We start from the raw sequence: 23,595 nt of genomic DNA on the forward strand, positions 1-23,595 counted from the left end.
GACGACACTGCAAAACAACAACCATGACGGCAACAACCATTATGCAGCATTTGAGACAGGGATAGGCGGCAACGGCGCCCCGCAGCGCGTCGGTTGCGGGGAGGATCTGTGGCATATTTTGCCGCGATAAATGCTGTCCGGCGTTTTGCTGCGTCCCGTGCGTTTACACGGGGTGCCTTGCAAGTCATTTGGCTGGTTGCCGCTCTCGTCATTGGGTCGACGGCTGCGCAGGCCGCCTGTAATTTTTCGAGCAGTTCACCTGCCAGCACCACCATCACGCTAACCGGCACCGGCGCAGGCAACGCGGTCGGCCTCTGCGTGAGCGACGATAATGTGCGATGGGGTCTCTTCGGATCCTCGAACGGCAGCAATCCGAACATCGATGCCTTCAACAACTATCCGATGACTGCAGGAGGTTTGACGCTTACGAACCTGAGCTACACGTCGGCAAAGGCCACTTACACACTGGCTCCCGTCAACAACGGGTCCAACAACGTGCACACGGATGAATACGCTATCCAGATCAACTCGCTTTCCGGATCCGGCTCCGACACGATCACCCTCTGGTACACCAGCTCCTGCTCGCAGAGCGCGCCCTGTACTTCCGGTGTTCATCTCACAGACACGTCGTTCACGATCACGGTCAACCTGCCCGTGCCGCCGACCGTCACTTCTATATCGCCGACCGCAGGGCCAGAGACGGGCGCCACCACCGTCATCATCACCGGTACGAACCTCAGCACGACCACCGGCGCGGCCGGCGTCAAATTCGGCGCTACGAATGCAACGAACTACACGGTCAATTCGAATACCCAGATTACCGCCACGTCGCCTGCCGGCACCGGCACGGTCGATGTCACCGTCACGACCGCCGGCGGGACGTCTGCGACTTCGGCAGCCGACCAGTTTACTTACATTCCCGCACCGACGGTCGGCTCGATTTCTCCGACATCGGGTCCGGCTGCAGGCGGCACCACCGTCACGATCACCGGCACCAATCTGCTGAACGCGACGGCCGTGACGTTCGGGGCAACGGCGGCGACCGGCTTCACCGTCGATTCTGCAACGCAGATCACAGCCACATCGCCGGCCGGCACCGGCACGGTCGACGTCAGGGTCACGACAGCTGGCGGCACGTCAGCAACGTCTGCCGCGGACCAGTTCACCTACATCCCCGTCCCGACCGTCACCTCGGTCTCTCCGACCGCAGGTCCGACGGCCGGTGGCACGTCGGTGACCATCACCGGCACCAATTTCACCGGCGTCACGGCCGTGACGTTCGGCGCGACGGCGGCGAGCTTCACGTTCAATTCCGCCACATCGATCACGGCGACGTCGCCGGCCGGCGCAGCCGGCACGGTCGATGTCAGGGTTACGACTTCAGGCGGAACGTCAGCCACCTCGGCTGCGGACCAGTTCACCTATGCCGCGGCACCGGCCGTCACCTCGATTTCGCCGACAGCCGGTCCGCAGACGGGCGGCACGACCGTGGTCATCACCGGCACGAACCTTTCCGGCGCGACGGCTGTTACCTTCGGAGCAACGGCAGCAACCGGCTTCACCGTCAATTCGGCCACCCAGATCACGGCCACATCGCCGGCCGGCACCGGCACGGTCGACATTACGGTAACAACCGCGGGCGGCGCATCGGCGGCTTCGGCCGCCGATCAGTTCACTTATGTGCCCGCACCGACCGTCACCTCGATCTCGCCAACATCGGGTCTGGGAGCGGGTGGCGCCAGCGTCACGATCACCGGCACCAATCTGCTGAACGCGACGGCCGTGACGTTCGGGGCAACGCCGGCAACCGGCTTCACCGTCGATTCGGCCACCCAGATCACAGCCACATCGCCGGCCGGCACCGGCACGGTCGACGTCAGGGTCACGACAACTGGCGGGACGTCGGCAACGTCTGCCGCAGACCAGTTCACCTATTTCCCCGCCCCCACCGTCACCTCGATCTCGCCGACCGCAGGTCCGACGGCCGGCGGCACGACCGTGATCATCACCGGCACGAACCTCTCCGGCGCGACGGCAGTCACGTTCGGCGCAACGGCGGCAACCGGCTTCACCGTCAATTCAGCGACCCAGATCACCGCGACATCGCCCGCCGGGACGGGTGTCGTGGACGTCAGGGTGACGACGTCGGGCGGCACATCCGCGACCTCAGCGGCCGACCAGTTCACCTATTTCGGCACGCCGACGGTGACTTCGGTTTCGCCGCCGGGCGGTCCGCTTGCCGGCGGAACATCGGTCACGGTCACAGGCACCAATTTCACTGGCGCTTCAGCCGTGAAGTTCGGCACAACCAACGCAACCGGCTTCACCGTCAACTCGGCAACTTCGATCACCGCGACGTCCCCCGCCGGGACTGGCACGGTTGATATCACGGTCACGACGCTCGGCGGAACCTCGGCCACCTCCGCCGCCGACCAATTCAGCTACGCCGCATCGCCGGCGGTCACGTCGGTCTCGCCGAACGCTGGGCCGGCCGCAGGCGGCACCTCGGTCACGATCACCGGTTCTGCGTTGTCCGGGGCGACCACGGTGAAGTTCGGCGCAGCCAATGCCGCGAGCTTCACCGTCAATTCGGCAACCTCGATCACGGCAGTGTCGCCAGCCGGTGTCGGCACTGTCGATGTAACCGTAACGACACCAGGCGGAACGTCCGCAACATCGGCATCGGATCAATTCAGCTTCACAGCGGCACCGACCGTCACATCGATCGCGCCGACCTCCGGGCCTGCGGTTGGAGGTACGCTGGTTACCATCACCGGTGCCGGCTTCACCGGCGCCACCGCGGTGAAATTCGGTGCCAACAATGCGACCAGCTTCACGGTGAATTCGGCAACGTCTATCACTGCCACCTCGCCGGCGGGCGCCGGCACGATCGATGTCACCGTGACGACGGTCGGCGGGACATCGCCCACGTCGGCCGCGGACAGGTTCAACTATCTGTCCGCGACGACGACGACGGCACTCGCCTCGTCGCAAAACCCGAGCACCTTCGGCCAATCGGTCACGTTCACGGCCACGGTGGGCAGCCTGGGTGGAACGCCGGCGGGCACGGTGATCTTCAATGACGGCGGCTCGCCGATCGGCACCTCGACCCTGGCGGCCGGCGTCGCCACCTTCGCGACGACGACGCTCGCCGTCGGCAATCACACGATCACCGCAACTTACAACGGCAGCGTGGCCTTCAACGCCTCGACCTCGCCGGCCCTGAACCAGTCGGTCGACATCCCCGCCGACAGCGCCAAGCTGCGCGCCCTCCAGCTCAACGTCACCAAGATCGTGGCGCAGAACTCGGGACAGGCGATCTCCGGCGCGATCGACACCGCGATCTCGGAGGGGTTCGGCAGTGGCGGGCAATACATCATGCCGGGCGCCGGCGGGGTGCGCGTCAACTTCGCGGCCGAGCCCGACGGTGACGAGGAGGACCGCAAGCCTCAGTCCATGTCCCAGAGCGCCAATGCCTATGCCGGCAACGCAAGCTCCGGCACGGGCGGTCGCGGTACGCGCGGTTCATCGCGGATCGACGACGCCTTTGCCGCAATCGATCGGGCCGCGCCGACCAAGGCACCGGCTGCGCGCTTCAAGCAGCAGAAGGACTGGCTGTTCTGGATCGACGTGCGCGGCACCGGCCTCGACCGCTGGGGCTCGTCCGGCAATATCGGTCAGGGGGCAACCCAGGCCACGCTCTACGGCCAGCAGATCAACGTGCTGTCGGGCCTGACTTACCGGGCGAGGCCCAACCTGCTGGTCGGCGTCGTCGGCGGTTATGAGAATTTCAGCTACACCCAGACCGACATCAACGGAAAGCTGAAGGGCGACGGCTGGACGGTCGGTGCCTATCTCGGCTGGAAGATCATCCCGACGCTGCGCTACGACGCCGCTGTGACCTATTCGGGCATCGGCTATGACGGCGTAGCTGGAACGGCCCAGGGCAATTTCAACGGCAACCGCTGGATGTTAGCGACCGGCTTCACCGGCACCTATAGCTGGGCCAATTTCAATATCGAGCCGTCCGCCAAGGTGTACGCGCTTTGGGAGCGGGAAAATGCCTATGTCGATTCGCTCGGCACACAGCAGGCGGCCCGCACTTTCTCCAGCGGCCGCGCGTCTACCGGCAACAGGGTGTCCTACCCCATACCATGGCTGGATAGCGTGCTGCTGGCGCCCTATGCCGGTGTCTATGCCGACTACTATTTCACCAAGGACGATGCGGCCGCAATCGTTGCCGCCGGCGGGATCCCGCTGGCCTCGACACCGCTGCTCCAGGGCTGGTCGGCACGAGCAACGGGCGGCATTGGCGCAAGGCTTGCCGGCGGGGCTACGGTCGGCTTCGGCGCCGAGCTCGGCGGCATCGGCGGCAACACGCAGATCTGGACGTTCACGGGACGCGCGCGAATTCCGTTCTGAGCGGTGCTGCTGTTACGGGCCGCCGCTGGTCGAATGATCCGCGCTTAGTACAGTCCGCGGCCGCTCAGGATGCTGCGAGCCTCGGCAGCGCCGTCGGCCGACGACGGAGCGCGCTCGGGCGCGTAGCCGCCATCCTGGTCGTAGGACACCGCGCGGGCATTCTGGAGCGCCCGGCCCCGGCTGCGACTGGACGCCGACATCTCGGAGGTCGCATTGATGGAGGCGACATCGGCCGAGGTGCTGCCGAGATTGTAAGGCCGCCCCTCCGGCATCGGAACGTCGCCGCGGATCGCTCCCCGACCCGAGGAGCCAAGCTCCGGCACGAACGGCCTGGCCGATGCCACCCGCACCATCGAGGGCGTCGGCGCCGGAACGCCGGTGCGCAAGGTTGCCATCAACTGACGGTCGTCGGAGCCTTCGAGCGGCGCCCGGCCGACATATTCGACCCGGACCTTCGCCACACCATTGCCTTTGAATTCAAGGAGTTCGGCGGCCTTGTTCGAGACGTCGATGAGCCGGTTGCCGTGATAGGGGCCGCGGTCATTGACGCGGACGATCAGGGACTTGCCGTTCGAGATGTTGGTCACTCGCGCATAGGACGGCATCGGCAGGGTCGGATGCGCCGCCGTCAGCGAGGTCATATCGAACACTTCGCCATTGGCGGTCAGGCGGCCGTGGAAATCATCGCCGTACCAGGACGCCATGCCCTCGGCGCGATAGTTGACGTCCTCCTCGGGCACGTAGGTCCGGCCCGCCACCACATAGGGTTTGCCGATGCGGTAGGTCCCGCCGCCCTTCGGAACGGGATCGCCAAAAGCCACGACGCGGGGACTTGAGGACACGCCGTATTTCGGATCGACCCGGCCGGCGAACTTGTTGGAGGAAGCGCAATTGGCGAGCGCGAGGCAGGTTGCGACCGCCGCGACGCCGCGCGCGACCCGCAAAACCGAATCTGACCGTCGGATCCCCATGTACCCCAAATACCACTTTACCGAAGATGTCCCCAGCCCGCTCGGCTACGGGGAAGCACTGTCCGGTCCCTTAGCTCCGGGCGGCCCACCACCGCGTCGGAAGCAGTAAGGATAACGCAACCCGAACACGGCGGAAATGGGGAGCCCCGGGCGATCCCTCCGGGATGGTAAACGGGACGTTCGTCCCACCCCGTTGATCTACGGAGCGCACGCCTCCGCCATGTCCCACTCCTGGACATTCTGTTGCGCCAAATCCTCACTCCACCCCCATTGTCGCGGACTTCCCTGGAATTCTTTTGACTGTGCAAGGCCGCCCGCGTTCTCTCGCAGGCAAGGGCGGAATTTGGAATTTAACGATGATCGAGACGGTTTCGGCACTGATGGGTCTGGTAAGCGCGGGGATTTTCCTGGCCCATGCGTTTGAAGGTTACCGCACGAGGGCCTGAGGGCTTTCGCGCGGACGGCAAGCATCACCTCTTTCAAGACGGCAGGTTCGGACAATTTTAAGCAATCCGGACCAGCATCGAAGACGAGAGCGGCAGGTGTCCCAATAGGTGTCCCATGCGCGGCAACCATGACCTCGTATCCGAAGGCTTCCTGGCATTGACGGCCAGCGGTTTGGTCCTGCTCTGCTCGAGCCTTGTGGCCCTGGCTTTCGGCTGAGCACCATCACAGCTTTCCCTGCTGCAACCAGAGCTACACCGCGACGCAGCATGCGCCATGGTCCGCTGTTGCCTTGCTCCCGTTTAGTTGATTGAATTTCTGCGTTCGACGCCTCGACTCATTTCAAGAGGCCTTCACCGACGAGGGTGACGCAGATGCTTGCCGAGAAATTTTTTCTGGTTCTGGAAACTCTGATCCGCGGCGACCGCACCCATGCCGATGGAAGCCCGCGCGTGATCAGCACCTCCCCGCACGTGGCGGCGAAGCTGCCGGACCGGAAATAGCAGCCGTCATGTCGCCGGCGTTCGATCGCTCCGTTCAGCGCAGACCCAACACCGAGCGGCGATAGAAGCTGTCGCGGGCCTCGCTCAGGCAAACGAAGCTGCCGTCGAATCCCTGTCCGTATCGCTTCTGCTTCCTGCCGTAGTAAACGCCTTTCCTGAAGTCGAGCCAGACCACCTGATCCTGCGGGCAATGACGTTGCGCCTGCGCCTCGTCGCGAAACGGCGTCAGCGGCGTTGCCAAGGCCTCTGTATCTCCGCCTGCGCCAATCAGGAAAGCGACAGCCACGGCGATCGCGCCGGACCTCCTGGCGAACCCAGTCCAAGACATCCCCTTACCTCCCCATCCCGCGACAACCGACTGGCACGATAACACGACACGCCACCGCGCCGTGAAAGGCCGCACCTGCGCCTCGCGTCTTCCACCGGCCATCTTGCCGGGTTAGATGAAACCAAGATCATCTCGCTGCGAGGATGCTGCCTGAATGTCGGTTGAGCCTGAGCCCAGAACCAAGCCCGAGACCGGACCCGGCCCGGCCTCGCCGCGCCTGGGCGTGCTGCCGATGGTCATCTTCGGCTCCCGCTGGCTGCAACTGCCGCTCTATCTCGGGCTGATCGTGGCCCAATGCGTCTACATCGTACTGTTCCTCAAGGAGCTCTGGCATCTCTCCTGGCATGCGATGGACCTCACCGAACATCAGATCATGATGAGCGTGCTGGCGCTGATCGACGTCGTGATGATTTCCAATCTGCTCGTGATGGTCATCGTCGGCGGCTACGAGACGTTCGTTTCGCGGCTCGACCTGCAAGGGCATCCCGACGAGCCTGAATGGCTCGGTCACGTCAATGCGAGCGTCCTGAAGATCAAGCTCGCCATGGCCATCATCGGCATCTCTTCAATCGCGCTTTTGCGCACCTTCATCGAAGCCGGCAATCTCGGCTCGGACCGCGCCAGCTTCACCGAGAGCGGCGTGATGTGGCAGGTCCTGATCCACATCACCTTCATCGTCTCGGCGCTGGGCATCGCCTACGTCGACAAGCTCAGCGATTCCGGCATGCGCAAGCACGGCGAGTGACGCGCAAGGGGCCGGCCTATTGTCCGCTTCAACCTGATGCATGACCTGGTGCAAGCACTCCTGGAGCTTCTGGGCAATCTGCTCACGCGTCACGCCCTTGCCGGCGAGATCGTCTGACACCGCCGTCAAGCCCGCCCATGCAGGCGGCCCGGGCGCGGGCGCCGCACCAGCTTCGCGCCAGCCTGGTCAGCTAGGCTGGGATGTTTACCAATCGTTAAGCAGACTCGGCGCCGCATGGCACTGGGACATCGAGAGCTGACGCATGAACAAAGAGTTGCGGGAGTTTCGACGACTCCAACGGGTCTGCCTGGAGCAGGCCGCCCTCTCCACCCTTGATCTCGCGCGAAGCGGATTGCTCAAGGTCGCCGACGATTGCCGGATCGCAGCCGAAGCGATCGAGGCACAATGCCCCCGTGGCGCGTTCGCGGGGGCGGTCCAGGCACTCAAGCTCGCCCTTAGCGCAACGCGTGCGCCGAACCGGCTCTAGGCTGGTCCAGAGGATCGACGTACGTTGAGACGACCGCGTTCGGTCAGGTCTTCAGTGCCGCAGCTTCTCGTGCTTCCCGCGCGAGCCGCTCTTGCCTCAATCGCTCCTTGTTGGCGTAGAACGCCTTTTGCGCCTGCTCATGGTCGCGCATGGCCTTTTCAGCCTCGACGCGGCGTACCGCATCGCGCGCCTGGCGCTGTTCGGGGGTCAGGGGTTTGCGTCGAAAGGAAAGATCTTCAGCCATGCCAAGGTAACGCGGACCATGAGCGAAAGTTCCCGACGGCCGTCCTGACGGAACCCGGCCTTCCGAGGCTGAACCGGCCTTGGATGCTGCCCTATTGCTTTACCCCCGATGGCTTTACGCCAGGGATGGGACATTGCTTTGGGGTTGGCGGGATCGCGCTGTGAACCGGTGGGTCCGGATAATATTGGGTGTTTTGCTGAACCTCACGTGCCAACTCGGTGCCGCCGAGCAGCGTGATCAACATCAGCGCCTCGTCGAGACCTGCCGAAATGCCGCCTCCGGTCAGACGGTTCCGATCCAGCACGAAACGCGGGTGGCCTTCGGCAACCTTCACCTTCGGCGCGATCGACGGAAAGCACCCGAGGAAGGCCCAGTGCGTCGTCGCAAAGTGGCCGTCGAGAAGACCTGACGCCGCCAGCAGCATCGCTCCTTCGCAGACCGAGCACATATACTTCGCGCCGGTGGCCTGCCGGGACAGAAAATTGAAGTAGGTCCGGTGAGGATCGTTGATGATCCCGGCAAGCGCGGGGGATCTCCACCAGGAACCCAGACAGCGTCGTACTGGTCACATTCCGCGAAGGATTTCGTGACCTCAAACCGAAATCCCCCACGAAACCGTTTCAATCCCGGCTCGGCCGCGACCAGCTCGACATCGAATTCGGCCCAGTCGAACATCTCAAAGGGGCCGGCGACGTCGAGCATGTCGACGCCCTCGTAGACGGGGATGCCGATCTTCATCGCGCTCGATCCTCCCTGGCGGGCAGCAGCACTCAATGTCGATGGCCTCCCGGCATCCCTGCCGGTTTGGCGTGACGCATCCCCGCCATCCCGAGGCCGCCGCCCGGGGCGTTGAGGTCGGGCACGATCTCGATGTTCGCCATCATGCCGGCGTCCTCGTGGTCCAGGATGTGGCAATGCAGGACGTACTCGCCGATGTAGCGGTCGTACCGCGTCCTGACGCGGATCTGGTAGTTGTTCTCGACGATGATCGTGTCGCGGAATGTGTGCCACATGCCGCAATACTGGTTGGCCAGCTGCTGCTTGTCGGCATACACGATGTCCGTTTTGCAACTGCCGTCGGGGTTGTAGATCGATATCTGCTGACCGTTTGCATTGGTCGTGACGACGTCGATCACCTGGAACGGATTGACGTGGATGTGGAAGATGTGCGGCTCCCCCTGCGCGCTGAGCAGCCAGTCATCCGTGGTGTTGACCTCGCGCGTGAAGTTCACCACGTCGGGATCGTAGGACTTGTTGTTGACCGTGAAGGCCGGGAAATTGATCGCGAAAGCAGCCTGCTGCTCCTGGCTGCCGGCTGCGGGCGGAGCAAGGTTCTCGAACGGTGCCCACGGCCGCAGATCGCCGTCACGCAATCCGGTGCGGACGGGGTCCGGCAGCGTGGGATTGGCATCGTATAGTGCCTTGCCGACATAGGCCTGGAGGTCGCCGGTCACGGGCTGTCCGCCACGGACATGGATGTAGGCCAGCAACTGCGGCGTCGACGGCCCCTGCCCGCCGCCGTTGCCGTTGGACACGCGCTCGGCCGGCGGCGCCGCCTGGTTGAGCAGGCAATAGTCGCCGTCCGAGGGGAAGACGACGAGGACGTCGCTGCGATAGCCCGGCTGCATGTAGTTCGATTCCAGAACGCCGCCGACTTGCGAGGCGTGCACGGTGCGCATCTTGACCCGGGTCAGACCGTCTGTTGCGATTTCGAACTGCGGGATGAGCGTCGAGGCCGATGCGTTGCAGGCGGCCAGGAGATCGGCCTTCTGCTGCTGGCGGTTGCCGCTCAGCGCCGAAGTCGTGATCAGGTTCGTTGCGCCGACGGCTGTTGCGCGCACGAGCTGGACGTTGATCGTATCGTGAATGCCGGCATGAACGAAGCGCCAGCGCTGAATCTCGCCGGCCGGCACGGTGAGCGTGGGTTGCACGATGCCATTGACGCTGGTGAAGCGGCCATTGGTGTCCCAGATCGTCGAGGAATCCAGTTGCAGGCCGAAGTTCTCGACGACGCCGGGGCTGACGGGATTGCCTGGTGTCGCGAGCGGGCACGTCCATGGCGCGTTGGCGATATTTGCCGGGCTGTTGACGTTGTAGAGCCCTTGCGTGGTGTAGATCTGCTGCCATGGGCCACCTGCCTGGTTGGGCTGGTTGGCGAAGCAGGCATAGGCAATCTGCTGGAACAGGAACAACTGCTCCTTCAGCGGCGTCCCGTTGTCGTCGTGCAGCACCGTGTCGATATCGGCGATGGGCCGCGGATTCTGCGGCGACGGCGGCGCATAGGGACGTTCGCCCTTGACGACGAGGACGCCTGACGCACCGCTAGCCACCTGCACCGCCGTCGAGCCATGGCGGTGCGCGTGATACCAGAACGTCCCTGCGGGATGGTCGTTCGGGATGTTGATCTCGTACGGAAACTTGGTCTGCGGCGCGATGTTGAGGAGCACGTTGTCGCTGTTTCCGGCGGGCGAGACGTGCAGGCCGTGTGTATGCAGATTGGTGGTGTTGAAGCAGCCGACCAGGGACGGCAAGCCCAGCCCGGCGGGAGGATTCGGCAGACAGCTCGGATCGTCCTTCGCAAGCTGATTGATCAGGTCGACGCGCAGCGTATCGCCCGGCTTGACGAAGATCGCGGGGCCCGACTTGCAGCCGCCATAGGAGCGCAGCTCGACCGGGTCGAGACCGTCCGGGTGCGGATCCGTCGGATCGGGATTGTTGATGAAGAAGCGAGCGCGCACGAAGTTGAGCACCACCGACACGATCGAGCCGCTGCGCGAGATCGACCCTTGCGGCCGGCAACCGCCGACGATAGGCGCCACTGCGGCCTCCAGTTGCACGACATTGCCCTGTCCGGGCAGCGTCGGCGGCGGTTCGAAGGCACGGGGACCGGTGCCGCAAATGCCGCAATGCTCGATCCGAGCGCGGCAATGACAAGACCAATTCGCGGGAAGCTCTTCATCATTTTGTCCGCCCTATTGTTCCGAAAGACCGTTCAAGGAATTGCTCGAAGATACGCGCCGGCGCTGCCAGAACGGCCGCGCGGCCCAGCGCGATACGCTTCCGTAGTGCTCACTCAACGTCGTCGCATAGACTGCGGCCTCGCGCGCGACCCATGCGCCGTAACGATCGAGGGCAGCGACATCACCGCGGACAAGGTGATCGGACGCCGCATAGGCGGCGAACATGCCCGAGCGCATCGCCTTGACCACGCCGTGGCCGGAGATCGGATCGAAAGCGCTTGCGGCATCGCCGGCGCAGAGGAAACGGAATCCGGCCGCCGTTGCGGCACATCGACTGCCCGCCGGGACCAAGCGCGGCTCGTCGAGTTGAAAGATCTTGCTCGCGAGCGCCGAGACGAATTGCGTCCTGGCGAGCGCCGCGCGCCAGCCGTCCGGCGTGCTCAGCCTGAGGCCACGAGCAAGATCGGCGTCCGTCATGCAGGCGAACACGCGCCTGCCCCCGTCCAGCGCCAGCGTGTACCACCAGCCATCCTCGAAAGCCTCGACGAGCAATTCCGGCTCAGCCTGCCCCGACATCGTCGCCTCGGCGTAGGCTGCGATGAGACGGTCCTGCGCTTTCGCCCGCAGACCCTGGCGATGGGCGAGCGCACGGGTGCGGCCGGTCGCATCGACGATGAGCCGGGCCGAATGGCTATCGCCGTCGTCGCAAGCGACGGACCAGCCATCCGCCTCGCGCTGGAGATGAGCGACCTTGGCGTCGACGCGCGCGGCGGCACGGCAGCCCTGCGCTGCGATCCAGTCGTCGAACCCGGCGCGGTCAACGCGCCACGACGGGCCGCGCGCCTCGAGCAACAATTCGCTCGACTTCAGGCCGGCCTCGTCCCATGACTTCAGCGTGCGATGTGATGGCGCAAACTCCTGCGCCAGAAAGGCCGGCCATAGACCGAGCTGGCGCAGCATCGGCTGAACCAGCGGCGACAGCACCTCGCCTCGTCCTCTCCCCGTTCTTGGCCCCGCCCGCGCCGCTGGTCCGGCGCGATCACGGCCACCCGAAGCTCCGGCGCGCACATTGCGACCGCACGGGATGCGGCCGCGCCAGCAGGCCCTGCGCCCGCAATGATGATGTCGAACGCGGCCAAGGTCAGTCGGCCCGGACAGCGTAGAACGAGGCGACCACGCCGGCCGGCGCCACGGTGCCCGGCGAGCCGCCGCTGTGCGGGATGGTCCGGATCACCGAGCCGACGATGGAAGGGCGCTGGTCGACGCCATTGGGCCAGGCCGGCACCAGAGAGCCCCAATAATCGTAGATCCATTCCTCGCCGCCGACGACGCCGGTACCCTGGAAGCGCGCCTGCATCGGCGAGCCGTAGGCGCGCGATCCCTTCAGTGCGAGCGACCAGCCGGGGCCACCGATCGTGCCGGTCAGCAGTTGCATCGGCCCGTCCACGATCTCGATCGTGCCGCGGCCGAACTCGAGATTATTGAAGGCCGTGTTGACGTCGGGATCGTTGAGCAGGCTGCGGTAGGTCCAATGTCCGACGAACGGATTGTCGCTCATGATGCCTCGCTTTTGGGACCGGGCTTCGATCCCGCTGTTCGCTCGACGCTGATGTACTTGGCTCTGTAATTGTCGGCGGGCTGGACGGCCGGCTCGTACGGGTTGCGCACGATGAAACCGAGCTTGCACCACTCGGTCACCATCTTGAGATCGCCGACCGGCGTCTGCGGAACACCGCGGCTCCAGGTGGTCCAGACATAAGCGGGCCGGCCGTTTTGGATGGACGCAATCTCGAACGACTGCAGAGGCCGATGCGCCGGCCACCAGAGCGTGGTCCATGTCTTCTCGTCGCGCTGCAAGCGATCGTCGTTGTCGCTGGCTGGCCAGAGATTATTCCAGTCGGCGTAGGTGATGTTGATCGGCTGCGTGGTGCATTCGTTGAAATCGGACTGCCATGGCAGGCCCATGTATTTCGTGAGGTCGCCCGGCTGAAGACCGGTTTCAAAATCGTTGTCTTGGGCAAGCGGCGACTCCACGCTGAAGGTCGGGTCGGCGATCACGCTGCCTTGGTCCTGGTTGGCCTGGGCTGCGCTCTGGAGAAAGTCGGAGACGCTGCGATCGGCGTTGATGCGGTAAGGCGCCCAGTAGATCGAGGGGTTGCGCATCACCCAGCCGAGCTCGCCGCCCGGGCAGAAGGCGCCGCCGAGCACGTTGCTGAGCACGCCGCGGTCGAGTTCACGGCCAGTCTTCGGCGGCGTCTTTGGGTAAGGCTCGAAGGGTGAATAGCCCTTGGGCAACCAGCCCTCCTCCTTCTCGTTGATGAACCAGCCGCGCGCCCATTGGCCGAGGATGAAAAGCTGGTATTCGGTGAGATGAAGAAACTTCGACGGAGTTTCGTTGGTCAGCGGATTGTCGCCGCAGAGCAGCGGCATCAGCGGCAGCGAATGGACGCGCGACGACGCCCGGTCCTGCACCTGGAAGGAGTTCGCTTCGCCGGCGCGGCGCAGCAAGTCGAACAGGAAGCGCCGCATTGGTCCGTAGGGGTCGTCAGCCTTGGCGTGGTGCGCCGGACCGGCAACCGCCGCCACGGCCATCACCGCCTCGCCCTGGCTGGCATCGCGCAGCGGCGCTTCTGAAGGCGTTTCAGCCTCCATCGGCCGGGCCGCCCGCTTTGGTGTCTGCGAGAGCTTGTCGGGGTCGAAGGTGCCGCGCTGCGCCTGGTCATGCGGATAGTTCGATTGCTGAAGGATGTCGCTCAGATATCGAAATTCGTCGGGCCGGAACAGGATCGGCCAGATATCGCGATAGAACCACGGGCGGTAGTTGCGATTCCATGCGAGGCGACCCGCCTGCCAGTGGCGCAGTGCCGCCTCGTCGCGAAACGGGATCTGCTGCGGATTGTCGTAGGTGCCGAGGGTGCCGTAGATTTCGGTGTCGGTGGCGAACTCGCGCACATAGAGATCGAACAGCACCTCGTCCATCGTGATCATGTCGAGGATCTCAGGTACGAAGCGCGGGTAGCCGACCACGACCCACGCCGGAAACTCGACGTCGACGTAGCGGGTCTGGCCGACCTGCTTCGAATACATGATCAGCCGCGCCATCACCGGACCGTCGGAGATGTCGTCGTACCACCCGTCGGTGTTGGCGTAGTCTTCGATCTTCGGACCGAAGCTACCGCCGACGTCCATGCCCGAATTGCCGTGGCCGCCGAGCACGATCAGGCGGCCCTTGTTGTCGGTCATCATCTCGCCCAGCGTGTCGATATCGAAGGGCTGCAGACCCTTGGGCGGAAACGTGGTGGCATAGTTGCCGGGGCCGCCCGATCGATCGAAATGCGCGCGCCTGTTGGTGGTTGCGTTCACGCTGCGCGGACCGGGATCGATGATGAGGAGGTCGCGGTCCTGGCCGGTGATGTCGGCATTGCGGCGCAAGCTGCCGGGCGCGTAGCCGTGCTCGCCCTTCAGCTCGGTGAACGGATACCAGGAAGCCTTTTTGTTGGCGACATAGACGCGCCACTGGATGTCGACCAGAACGCCATGATTGCCGCCGCCCTCCACGGCATCGCCGAGCGCGAGCGGCCGGCCCTGGGGTGACTCATCGTCATAGACGAAAATCTGGAATCGCGCGGCCTGACGCTTCACGCGCCCCTGCGCGTCCTTGAACGTCTTGACCGGGGCCGGCGTGACGCCGTCGGCGCCATGCAGCGGATTGCCGAAGCTGTCGCAGGCCAGCGGCATCGCCGCGGGCGTCTCCGGCGCGAGGTAGAATTCGGTGTCGCTGTTGCCCAGGCGCGCGATGCCGATGCCCGGATGGATCTCGATACGTCGCCATGACTTCCCCGCCACCTTCCCGATCCAGGAATTTGCTCAATCCAGGAAATTGATCGACACGCCCTCGAGCTTCAGGAGCTCCCTCTCCTCCTGGTAATCGCCGCCGATCACCACCAGCGTGATCTGCAAGGGACCTTCTTCTTGAGCGCCTGCTTCGCGGCGGCGGTGACGTCGATCCGATGGTTGCGCGGCGTGTTATGACTGCGTCCGCGCAGGTCGAAACGTCGTGGCTGGGCCGGCGGGATATCGCAATGGCCGGGACCGCCGTAGCAGGCGCCATGTCCGAAGATCGAGATGTAACCGGCGTAGCTCGGGTTGCCCCTGATTGGTGTCGAAGCGTCGGCGCCGGGCTCGTTGAGGAAGGCGCGCACGAAGCAGGAGCGCATCAGTTGCGGCACCTGGTGCAGGCGGATCTCCGCGCGTTTGAAGCTGCGCGCGGCCTGCGGCACGGTGATCGGCTGCGACACGAAGCGGCTGACCGGTGCCTCGAGCCCGACCGGCATGAAATGCGAACTGCGCACATATTCGTAGCCGAACGGCGCGATGTCGAGGGTGTCGCGGATGGTGTAGTTCCACGGCGACAGCACGGAATCCAGATCGGCCGGCAGCGCGTTCGGATTGAGCTTCTGCCACTCCGACCAGATGCGGTCGATGTTGACGTGGATCGGCCAGAACACCGGATCGTACGACGCGGTCAGGTTGCTGAACATGTCGCCGAGGCCCGGCTGCGTATAGAGATCCGAACGGGCATGGAAGCGGCGCCCGCCGACCTGCGCGGCATCGTTACGGCGGTTCGCGAGCGCACGGACATGCTCGGTCGCGGGCCCGGGCTGCGGCGTTGTTCCCGTCGCGGTAGGACCGTCCTTGCAGACATAGGCCGCCTGCCCCGCGTCGGGATTCTGGCCGCCGGTCCAGATGTGCATGGTGTTGTGCGGGTTCTGGTCGAGGAATCCGAACGCTGCGTCGTAGATGCTGCCACCGCCGAAATCGCGGAAATTGTTGAGGCTGAGAATCTGCGCGATGTCGTCGGCCGAGGGGTAATGATAGTTGATGACTTGGTTGATGGTGCCGCCGCCGACATATTCGGCCGGATAGCGCAGCGGATACCAGAGCGCGTTCGACATCAGCAGTGCGTCGATGAAGCGCTGCCGGTTGGCATTGGCGGGATCGGGCGTGACGGCCGCATAGCCGATCGTGCTGATCAGGTAGCAGAAGAAGCCGTGCTGCGAGGTGAAGGCGACGCGGTCGCGCGCGAGCGCCAGGATCGCTTTCTTCTGCGCCGCCGTCGGCGCCGGGTCGAGCGCAGCCACCAGCGTCTCGGCCGCCTCCTCGGTGAGGAACGCCTTCATCGAATTCGGGATGATGCAGCCCTTGTCCGGCTCCTCCGGCCGGTACTCCGGCATGGCGAAGTCCCAGTACGGCAGCATCAGCCCGGGTTCGAAATCCTGCAGGTTCTGCTCGAACTCGTAGAGATAGGCGCGGTGCCATGGCAGGAAGCGCTCCCAGCCATGCTGGCAGTGGTTCTGGTGAATCAGCGCCTGGTTGTTGTAGCTGCGTCGATCCTCAGGCCAGCGATTGAGCGCATAGAGCTGGCGAAAGCCGCGGCGCAGACGCTCGATCTGCGGCTCGCTCATGCAGTCGATGTTCATGCGCCGCCGGGGCTCGCCGACGCCCGCGGCCGGCGAATAGCCGTCGGCGGCCTCGGCAAATTCGGCGATCTCACTTAAGCGAACGGTCGTGGTCCTTGCCGGCTTGCCGGGCGCAAGCTCGACCGCGACGCTGGTCGCATCGTCCGGGCAGCCGGCGTCGATCCAGTCGGCGATGCGGTCGATGTCGGCGGGCGCGACCGTGTGCCCGCCCCACGGCAGCGCCGGGAAGCGGCCGCCATCGAACGGCGCTTCACCGCGCAATCCCTTGATCAATCCGGATGCGTCACTGCGCGCATGGGCCGGCACGCAGCAGGAATGGCCCTCCGGAGCTGGCGCGACCATCTTGACGCCGAAGATCTCGGCGTCCTCCAGCGCCCGCGCGCCGTTGTCCCAGAACCGTCCCACGCCACCATAGTCGGCCGTGCTGCCACCGGCGGCTTCATCCAGGATCGCCTTCACGCGCGCATAAGCGACGGTCAGTGCTTCGGTGTCCATTCCAGCCCCCGGGGCATGCAAGACGAAGAAGGCGGGCGAGACTAACCACAACTTTTGGGTGATGTCATCTAAACACGCACGTCCAGCACCGGGCGCGAGCGATTATATTTTCCAGGTGGCGTGATCCATTTCATACAACCGAGATGGGCGGAAGGGTTTCCAGACCAACGCCCTGCCAAGATGTCGAAAACAACCCCATGCACAGTAGCCCGTGCGTGGCGGATCAAGGGCTTGCCCGACCCGCCTCGCGCGTCCCGCACAGCCCGATTTGACACGTCGGGCAAAACAGTGGCATACTGCTATTATTCCGAAATTGCCTGTTGCGAGCGTGTCCCCGGTGGTGGTGTGGCCCGGTCGAGCAAGCCTCGCCCGATGCGCTCAGCTACCCTTGCGAGCGGTCCCCGACTGCGCCCGGGCGAACGGGCATTTCTCGCCCGGGAATGCGATCCTATAGCTTCGTCTGGGTTATCGAGCGAACGGACATCCCATCATGATTTGCGTTAAAACCGACCCATTCTCGCGGCAGGCCCCTTGCTTACGCGCTAGGGTTGCGTAACACTCCTGTCATTATTTTTTTATTCATCCGGGCTGACGTGGCGAAAAGAAAAGAATTTCGGGACCAGCTTCCCAGGTACGAACCATGGAATATCGAACGTTGGCTCGCTGCCGCCGGCGCAGTCGGTGGCATCGTAGCACTCATCATATCCGTGTTTCATCTCGATCGCCGCGGAGAGAATATCGAGACGCTCATTCTCCTCGGTGAGATCTCCGCTCTTTGCGTTGGCCTGATTGTATATCTCTACGTCACCGCGAGAAAGAAACGGCACAGATTTGCCCAGGCCACCATCTTTGTTCATTACGTCAGTCACATCATTCGAGACGAAGTAGCTGCCAGCGAGGCAGGGAAGCCGACAGATCCGCAGGCAATTCTGCAAGACGTAGTGGATGCCGTTGCGACCTGTTTTTCGATCCTGAGCGCTCGTCGCGCGCGTTGCTGTATAAAAGAAATTAAAGCTGGGCTTGATGTCGCGACTGTCGTCCGTGACAACGTCACAAAGACACAATCACCACCGGTCGCACCGACCAAATCACCGGACAACATCGAAGCAAATACCGACTACAAGAGCATTTGGTACGGCGCGAACGGGTGCCCACGGTTCTTCGTGTCGAATAACCTCGTGAAGCTGTGGCGAACTAATCAATACAGAAATAGCTCATTCGAAGCCTATGGCGAGCCGGTTACCGGCAGCTTCCTCGGCATGACGTTCGTACGAAAGTGGACGCTTCCTTACAAGTCCACGATTGTTTGGCCGATTCGGTACGTCCCAGAAGGCGCGGCTTGGCCGGCTTTGAACCAACAGAGCAACGGCGTCGACAAAACCCCATTCGTCTGGGGCTTCCTCTGTGTCGACTGGAGCTCCCGAAATAGCTTTGACGAAATCTATAGTCCCGAGTTGGGAGCGGCTTTCGCTGACGCGATTTTTACGCTTTTGCACGTTCTTTTGTCGGCAAGTCGTTCACCAAATAGTCAGCCGGCTGCTGCAAAATCGGAATAGTACCCTATATCCGGCAACTTCTGCCCTAGAGTGAATCGGAACAATCTGTTAACTTTAGGGTTAATTCCCTGAAAGGTTTGGCTCGCCATGACCCAATCTACTTCGAAGAAGAAGGCGGAGACGACCGAGTATTCGACAACCACTGTTGAAAAGCACGCCGATGTTTGGACGGCGAAAATCTCGCGCACTGGGGTGTCCTCGACAGGTGGGTCAGAGACGACGTCTGGCCTTGTGAACGTTGGATCCATCTCCCATCTGATCTCCTCAATTTCCCCGAAAGACAACTGAGAGAGACGAGGCGACACCAGCCGTCGTCGGTCACTGCCGCCCATCTTGCGGCGGCGTTGGCACTCATAGGCCGCGGCATTCAGCCAACTGCAAATCCCCATCGCGATCATAACGGGATCCATCCGCCATGGCCCTAACCTCGAGGTGAATTGTCCTCCGCTGTCCGCTCGCGGCGGCATTGCTCGCCGGGACCATTGGAGCGATCCAGTCGAATTACGGTGACCGCATTTTATTAGCACGGGTAGCTTGGACAAGAGGCCAGCTGATTGCCGCATGGTGTCGCCATGCCTCAGCTCCGGCCGAAGCCGCGTCGCCCCCCGCTGCATTCAACTTCCCTTGCGCGTGGCCCCTGACTGCGCCCCGCCAAGACCGGGATTGATGGCCAGCGACGCGCCGGCGGCGCCTCCGGCTTCGTAGGCCGTCATCGACACCATCCGGCTGGTGCTGCGGACGGTCCGGAGCTTGAGGTCGAGCTTGTCCAATTCCGCATCGACCACCGAGGTCTTGAGGAGGACCAGCCCGCGGCCGGTGCTTTCGTTGACCCGGTCGCGACCGGCCTTGATCGCCACCAGCCTGTCCGCGATCGACGCCACCATCCCGAGCGCGAAGGAGGAATTGGCCAGATGCCGCTGCTGGTGGCGGAACGCGGCGTAGTCGACCGAGGTCTTGAAGCGGCCGAGCTCGGCGCGCACGGCGCCGTCGATCAACTCGGCCAGATAATGCGCGACCTCGATATCCGCGCCGAGACCGAAGAACACATAGCTGTTGTCGCCGGCCGCGTTTTTCTCGCGCCAGACCCGACAATCGCAGAAATGCGCGATCGCGCCGATGCAGTCGTCCAGGGGAATGCGTTTCTTGCGATGTGTCTCATAGACCCTCCGTTCGCACGGCGAGGCCCGCAGCTCGACGTCGGAGAGCGACAGATCGTGGCGATCCAGCAGCTCGGCGACCTTGGCGGCGGCGGACAGCGCCTCGTCCTCGGTGCAGCCATTGGCGATGGTCTTGGCGCGCAACGCCTGAATGCGGAGCTTGAGCTTGTCGAGCGCGGGGGGATTGGATGTCTGATTCACGGATTACCTGTGCGGGAGAGCCCAACCAATAGATCCCGATCGGAGACACTGGCGGAAGCGCACCACATCTCTCCTTGCCTTCCCGATCGGGATATCGGACAGCGTTTGGCAGAAGGCTGGTACCGCAGAAGGCCATTGAATGTCGAATAGACGGTGGATGATCGTCCTATTGGTTTCCGTGCTGGTTGTTTGCTCGATCGTGGCTGGCACTTGGTACTATCTCCGCAGCTGCCATGGCATGGACGCGTGCGCAGCCGCCGAAGCCGAAAGTCATGAGCGTGATAAACCAGCCGAACCACAATAGGATTTCGGTTGAAGCACCAGGATAGGCGCATCCTGCGCTAGCCCTACGGTCGCGGAAACATGTGCGGAGGTTCGAGCCAAGCCTTTCAAGCCGTGGAACCTGCGGATATCGCCACCCGCCCTGGATGCTTGGCGTCTCCGATATTGCCAATGTTGTCATGCCCGGCGTGCTCTACATTCATATCCAGGAATACCGTCTCTGTTATCGGCACCACCTTGCCGCCCTCCTGAAGGTCGACTGGATGCCGTGGACAATCAGGTCCTCCTCGAAGGCTCACGGAGTGGAGGCTATTACAACTGGCGGAAGGGGTGGGATTCGAACCCACGGTACCCTTGCGGGCACGCCGGTTTTCAAGACCGGTGCCTTAAACCACTCGGCCACCCTTCCAAAGCCGGAACTGCAAACCCGGAATGGCTGTCGCTTAACGTAGTCGGTGGCGCAAGGCAACGCGAAGTTGGCGCCCTCGCCCCCCTTCGGTCGCCCGATCTGTCAGGCGGGCGTCAGCCTGTTCCCTTAGCCTGCCTCCCGGCAATACCGGACACTGGCGACATCTCCCAGGGCGTCGCTGGTTGCGAGGCCCGGTCTGGAGTCGTCTCCGTTTCCGGGCCTCGTTTGCTGCCCCCAAAGCAAAACGGCGCCCCGTGAGGAGCGCCGCATGGAATTCTCAGTCGCTGCGCCGGCTCAGTAGCCGCAGGAGGCGCAGCCCATCTGGACCGGGGCGTAATAGGAATAGCCGGGCTGGACCATCTCGACGCGCTGGCGCGTGGCGTATTGCGGGGGATGCGCTCGTACTGGACGCCCGGGGGCGCGACCATGACGGTCTGCGGCACCATCACGGTGCGGTACTGCGCCGGCGTGCGGTGCGCGACGGTGGCGCCGGGCGACACCATCACGGTCTCGTCGACGGTGCGGTATTGCGGCTGCACGTATTGCTGCTGGTAGCAGGTCTGGCACGGCGGCGGCGCGTAGCAATTGTAGCAGCCGGCGGACGCTGCAGTCGTCATCGTGATCGCAGCGACAGCGGTGGAGAAAACAACAGCAAGAGTACGAGACATGATGTGGTGCCCCAGTTGCCCGAAATGGATTTGCGAAGGTCGCACGCAGTATACGCCGCAAAATCCCGGACCGCTGAAGTTCGTCGGGGCATCCTTAATGCGAACGGCCGGCTTTCGCCGGCCGTTCAGAACTTGTTGACCATGCGCGGCCGCGTCGTGCGCGATCGCGCAGGCGCAAGACGCCGTTACTTCGCGCGACGCTTCACCTCGCGCACCGCGCCTCGCGCGGCGCTGGTGGTGAGTGCGGCGTAGGCCTGGAGCGCGGTCGAGACGTTGCGCTTGCGGCCAATCGCCTGCCAGGCGGTATCGCCCTTCGCCTCTTCCACCGCGCGGCGGCTGGCGAGTTCCTCGTCGGAGACCTCGAGCGTGATGCTGCGGTTCGGGATGTCGATGGCGATGATATCGCCGGTGCGGACCAGACCGATGTTGCCGCCTTCGGCCGCTTCCGGCGACAGATGGCCGATCGACAGGCCGGACGAGCCGCCGGAGAAGCGTCCGTCGGTGACGAGCGCGCAGGCTTTGCCGAGGCCCATCGATTTCAGGTAGCTGGTCGGATACAGCATCTCCTGCATGCCGGGGCCGCCGCGCGGGCCTTCGTAGATGATGACCACGACCTCGCCGGCCACGACCTTGCCACCCAGAATGCCTTCCACCGCGGCGTCCTGGCTTTCGAACACGCGCGCCGGGCCGGAGAATGTCAGGATCGAGGCGTCGACGCCGGCGGTCTTCACGATGCAGCCGTCCTGCGCGAGGTTGCCGTACAGCACGGCAAGACCACCGTCCTTGCTGAAGGCGTGCTCGAGATTGCGGACCACGCCCTTTTCGCGATCGGTATCGAGCTCGTCGTAACGGCGCTCCTGGCTGAAGGCGACCTGGGTCGGGATGCCGCCGGGCGAAGCGCGGAAGAAGGTGCGGACCGACTCGCTCTTCGAGCGCTTGATGTCCCAGCGCTCCAGCGACTCCTTCATGGTCGGCGCATGCACGGTCGAGACCGAGGTGTCGATCAGGCCGGCGTGGTCGAGTTCGCCGAGAATGCCCATGATGCCGCCGGCGCGATGCACGTCCTCGACATGCACGTCGGCAACTGATGGTGCGACCTTGCAGAGCACAGGCACGCGGCGCGACAGCCGGTCGATATCCGCCATGGTGAACTTCACTTCGCCCTCATGGGCGGCGGCGAGCAGATGCAGCACCGTATTGGTCGAGCCGCCCATGGCGATGTCCAGCGTCATGGCGTTCTCGAACGCGGTGAAGTTCGCGATGTTGCGCGGCAGCACGGAGGCGTCGTCCTGTTCGTAGTGGCGGCGGACGATATCGACGATGGTGTGGCCGGCCTCGACGAACAGGCGCTTGCGGTCGGCATGGGTGGCGACCACCGTGCCGTTGCCGGGCAGCGCCAGGCCAAGCGCCTCGGTCAGGCAGTTCATCGAATTGGCCGTGAACATGCCCGAGCAGGACCCGCAGGTCGGGCATGCCGAGCGCTCGATCACCTTGACGTCCTCGTCGCTGACCTTGGAGTCGGCAGCGGCCACCATGGCGTCGATGAGGTCGACGGCCTTGGTCTTGCCCTGCAGCTTGACCTTGCCGGCCTCCATCGGGCCGCCCGAGACGAACACGGCGGGAATGTTGAGGCGCAGCGCGGCCATCAGCATGCCGGGCGTGATCTTGTCGCAGTTGGAGATGCAGACCATGCCGTCGGCGCAGTGCGCGTTGACCATGTACTCGACGCTGTCGGCGATCAGCTCGCGCGACGGCAGGCTGTAGAGCATGCCGTCATGGCCCATCGCGATGCCGTCGTCGACCGCGATGGTGTTGAACTCCTTGGCGACGCCGCCGGCCTGCTCGATCTCACGGGCGACGAGCTGGCCGAGGTCCTTGAGATGGACATGGCCGGGCACGAACTGAGTGAAGGAGTTGACGACCGCGATGATCGGCTTGCCGAAATCGCCGTCCTTCATGCCCGTCGCGCGCCAGAGGCCGCGGGCGCCCGCCATGTTGCGGCCGTGAGTCGTGGTGCGGGAGCGATAGGCTGGCATGGCGGTTTCCGTCCTCGGTTTGCGTCGGCCGAGGGCGGGAAAATAGGGCAGCCGCCTCAGGCCTTTCCGGCCGGATAGCGCACGGGGTGGGTTGGTGCAACGGGAACTTGAGCCGGACAGGGCTCCCCTGCTCCCGGCGCGGGCCCCTGGTAGCCCGGATGGAGCGCAGCGCAATCCGGGGCAAGTGCGGCCCACGGCGAGACCGGT

The 23,595-nt window shown here is 64.0% G+C and carries 18 protein-coding genes, 1 tRNA gene and 1 pseudogene; 5 read left to right on the plus strand and 15 right to left on the minus strand.

Annotated features, from left to right (window positions below):
• The first annotated feature begins 177 nt into the window (after positions 1-177).
• Positions 178-4,422: an IPT/TIG domain-containing protein gene (locus ACQ86E_RS31615; RefSeq protein ID WP_431203280.1), complete on the plus strand. Its 4,245-nt coding sequence runs from the start codon at positions 178-180 to the stop codon at positions 4,420-4,422.
• Between the two features lie 44 nt (positions 4,423-4,466).
• Here the strand turns inward: ACQ86E_RS31615 and ACQ86E_RS31620 are convergent, their stop codons facing one another.
• The gene (locus ACQ86E_RS31620; protein ID WP_431203281.1) at positions 4,467-5,393 is read right to left on the minus strand and encodes a septal ring lytic transglycosylase RlpA family protein; all 927 of its coding nucleotides are present in this window, start codon (positions 5,391-5,393) and stop codon (positions 4,467-4,469) included.
• 818 nt (positions 5,394-6,211) lie between these two features.
• Here ACQ86E_RS31620 and ACQ86E_RS31625 point away from each other — a divergent pair.
• A complete protein-coding gene (locus ACQ86E_RS31625) occupies positions 6,212-6,340 on the plus strand; it encodes a hypothetical protein (protein ID WP_431203282.1) in 129 nt (42 codons plus the stop codon).
• 34 nt (positions 6,341-6,374) lie between these two features.
• On the opposite strand, the gene ACQ86E_RS31630 is transcribed toward ACQ86E_RS31625, so the two are convergent.
• On the minus strand, positions 6,375-6,668 hold the full coding sequence (locus tag ACQ86E_RS31630; protein WP_431203283.1) for a hypothetical protein: 294 nt from the start codon (positions 6,666-6,668) through the stop codon (positions 6,375-6,377).
• A 154-nt stretch (positions 6,669-6,822) separates the two neighbouring features.
• On the opposite strand from ACQ86E_RS31630, the gene ACQ86E_RS31635 reads away from it, so the two are divergent.
• Together ACQ86E_RS31635 and ACQ86E_RS31640 are read left to right on the plus strand one after the other, a co-directional pair.
• On the plus strand, positions 6,823-7,413 hold the full coding sequence (locus ACQ86E_RS31635) for a TIGR00645 family protein (protein ID WP_431203284.1): 591 nt from the start codon (positions 6,823-6,825) through the stop codon (positions 7,411-7,413).
• Positions 7,414-7,675: 262 nt separating this feature from the next.
• Positions 7,676-7,900: a hypothetical protein gene (locus ACQ86E_RS31640; RefSeq protein ID WP_431203285.1), complete on the plus strand. Its 225-nt coding sequence runs from the start codon at positions 7,676-7,678 to the stop codon at positions 7,898-7,900.
• A 43-nt stretch (positions 7,901-7,943) separates the two neighbouring features.
• Here the strand turns inward: ACQ86E_RS31640 and ACQ86E_RS31645 are convergent, their stop codons facing one another.
• From ACQ86E_RS31645 to ACQ86E_RS31680, 8 genes are all read right to left on the minus strand, one after another.
• On the minus strand, positions 7,944-8,144 hold the full coding sequence (locus tag ACQ86E_RS31645) for a hypothetical protein (RefSeq protein WP_431203286.1): 201 nt from the start codon (positions 8,142-8,144) through the stop codon (positions 7,944-7,946).
• 91 nt (positions 8,145-8,235) lie between these two features.
• Positions 8,236-8,592, minus strand: a complete 357-nt coding sequence (locus ACQ86E_RS31650; RefSeq protein WP_431203287.1) for a hypothetical protein — start codon at positions 8,590-8,592, stop codon at positions 8,236-8,238.
• On the minus strand, positions 8,475-8,882 hold the full coding sequence (locus tag ACQ86E_RS31655; RefSeq protein WP_431203288.1) for a DJ-1/PfpI family protein: 408 nt from the start codon (positions 8,880-8,882) through the stop codon (positions 8,475-8,477). The genes ACQ86E_RS31650 and ACQ86E_RS31655 overlap by 118 nt, the downstream gene beginning before the upstream one ends.
• 32 nt (positions 8,883-8,914) lie before the next feature.
• The gene (locus tag ACQ86E_RS31660) at positions 8,915-10,963 is read right to left on the minus strand and encodes a multicopper oxidase family protein (RefSeq protein WP_431203289.1); all 2,049 of its coding nucleotides are present in this window, start codon (positions 10,961-10,963) and stop codon (positions 8,915-8,917) included.
• 153 nt (positions 10,964-11,116) lie between these two features.
• The gene (locus tag ACQ86E_RS31665) at positions 11,117-12,088 is read right to left on the minus strand and encodes an NAD(P)/FAD-dependent oxidoreductase (protein ID WP_431203290.1); all 972 of its coding nucleotides are present in this window, start codon (positions 12,086-12,088) and stop codon (positions 11,117-11,119) included.
• A gap of 157 nt (positions 12,089-12,245) precedes the next feature.
• On the minus strand, positions 12,246-12,662 hold the full coding sequence (locus ACQ86E_RS31670; protein ID WP_431203291.1) for a hypothetical protein: 417 nt from the start codon (positions 12,660-12,662) through the stop codon (positions 12,246-12,248).
• Positions 12,659-14,950, minus strand: a complete 2,292-nt coding sequence (locus ACQ86E_RS31675) for a LodA/GoxA family CTQ-dependent oxidase (protein WP_431203292.1) — start codon at positions 14,948-14,950, stop codon at positions 12,659-12,661. The genes ACQ86E_RS31670 and ACQ86E_RS31675 overlap by 4 nt, the downstream gene beginning before the upstream one ends.
• A 92-nt stretch (positions 14,951-15,042) precedes the next feature.
• Positions 15,043-17,079: a tyrosinase family protein gene (locus tag ACQ86E_RS31680; protein WP_431203293.1), complete on the minus strand. Its 2,037-nt coding sequence runs from the start codon at positions 17,077-17,079 to the stop codon at positions 15,043-15,045.
• Between the two features lie 548 nt (positions 17,080-17,627).
• Here ACQ86E_RS31680 and ACQ86E_RS31685 point away from each other — a divergent pair.
• Entirely contained in the window at positions 17,628-18,635 is a 1,008-nt protein-coding gene (locus ACQ86E_RS31685) for a hypothetical protein (protein WP_431203294.1), read from the plus strand.
• Here ACQ86E_RS31685 and ACQ86E_RS31690 read toward each other — a convergent pair.
• The 5 genes and pseudogenes from ACQ86E_RS31690 to ilvD form a co-directional block, all read right to left on the minus strand.
• Complete coding sequence (locus ACQ86E_RS31690) at positions 18,608-19,033, minus strand: hypothetical protein (RefSeq protein ID WP_431203295.1); 426 nt, start codon at positions 19,031-19,033, stop codon at positions 18,608-18,610. The genes ACQ86E_RS31685 and ACQ86E_RS31690 overlap by 28 nt on opposite strands.
• Before the next feature lie 216 nt (positions 19,034-19,249).
• The gene (locus ACQ86E_RS31695) at positions 19,250-19,993 is read right to left on the minus strand and encodes a DUF7168 domain-containing protein (protein ID WP_431203296.1); all 744 of its coding nucleotides are present in this window, start codon (positions 19,991-19,993) and stop codon (positions 19,250-19,252) included.
• A 601-nt stretch (positions 19,994-20,594) separates the two neighbouring features.
• Positions 20,595-20,684, minus strand: a tRNA-Ser gene (locus ACQ86E_RS31700).
• 294 nt (positions 20,685-20,978) lie between these two features.
• A pseudogene (locus ACQ86E_RS31705) lies at positions 20,979-21,301 on the minus strand (hypothetical protein).
• Between the two features lie 236 nt (positions 21,302-21,537).
• Positions 21,538-23,388 (minus strand): dihydroxy-acid dehydratase, encoded by a 1,851-nt coding sequence (ilvD, locus tag ACQ86E_RS31710; protein WP_431203297.1) that lies wholly within the window; start codon positions 23,386-23,388, stop codon positions 21,538-21,540.
• Between the last annotated feature and the right edge of the window lie 207 nt (positions 23,389-23,595).

It is taken from the genome of Bradyrhizobium betae (assembly GCF_050632175.1).
GTDB classification, from domain to species: Bacteria; Pseudomonadota; Alphaproteobacteria; order Rhizobiales; family Xanthobacteraceae; genus Bradyrhizobium; species Bradyrhizobium betae_B.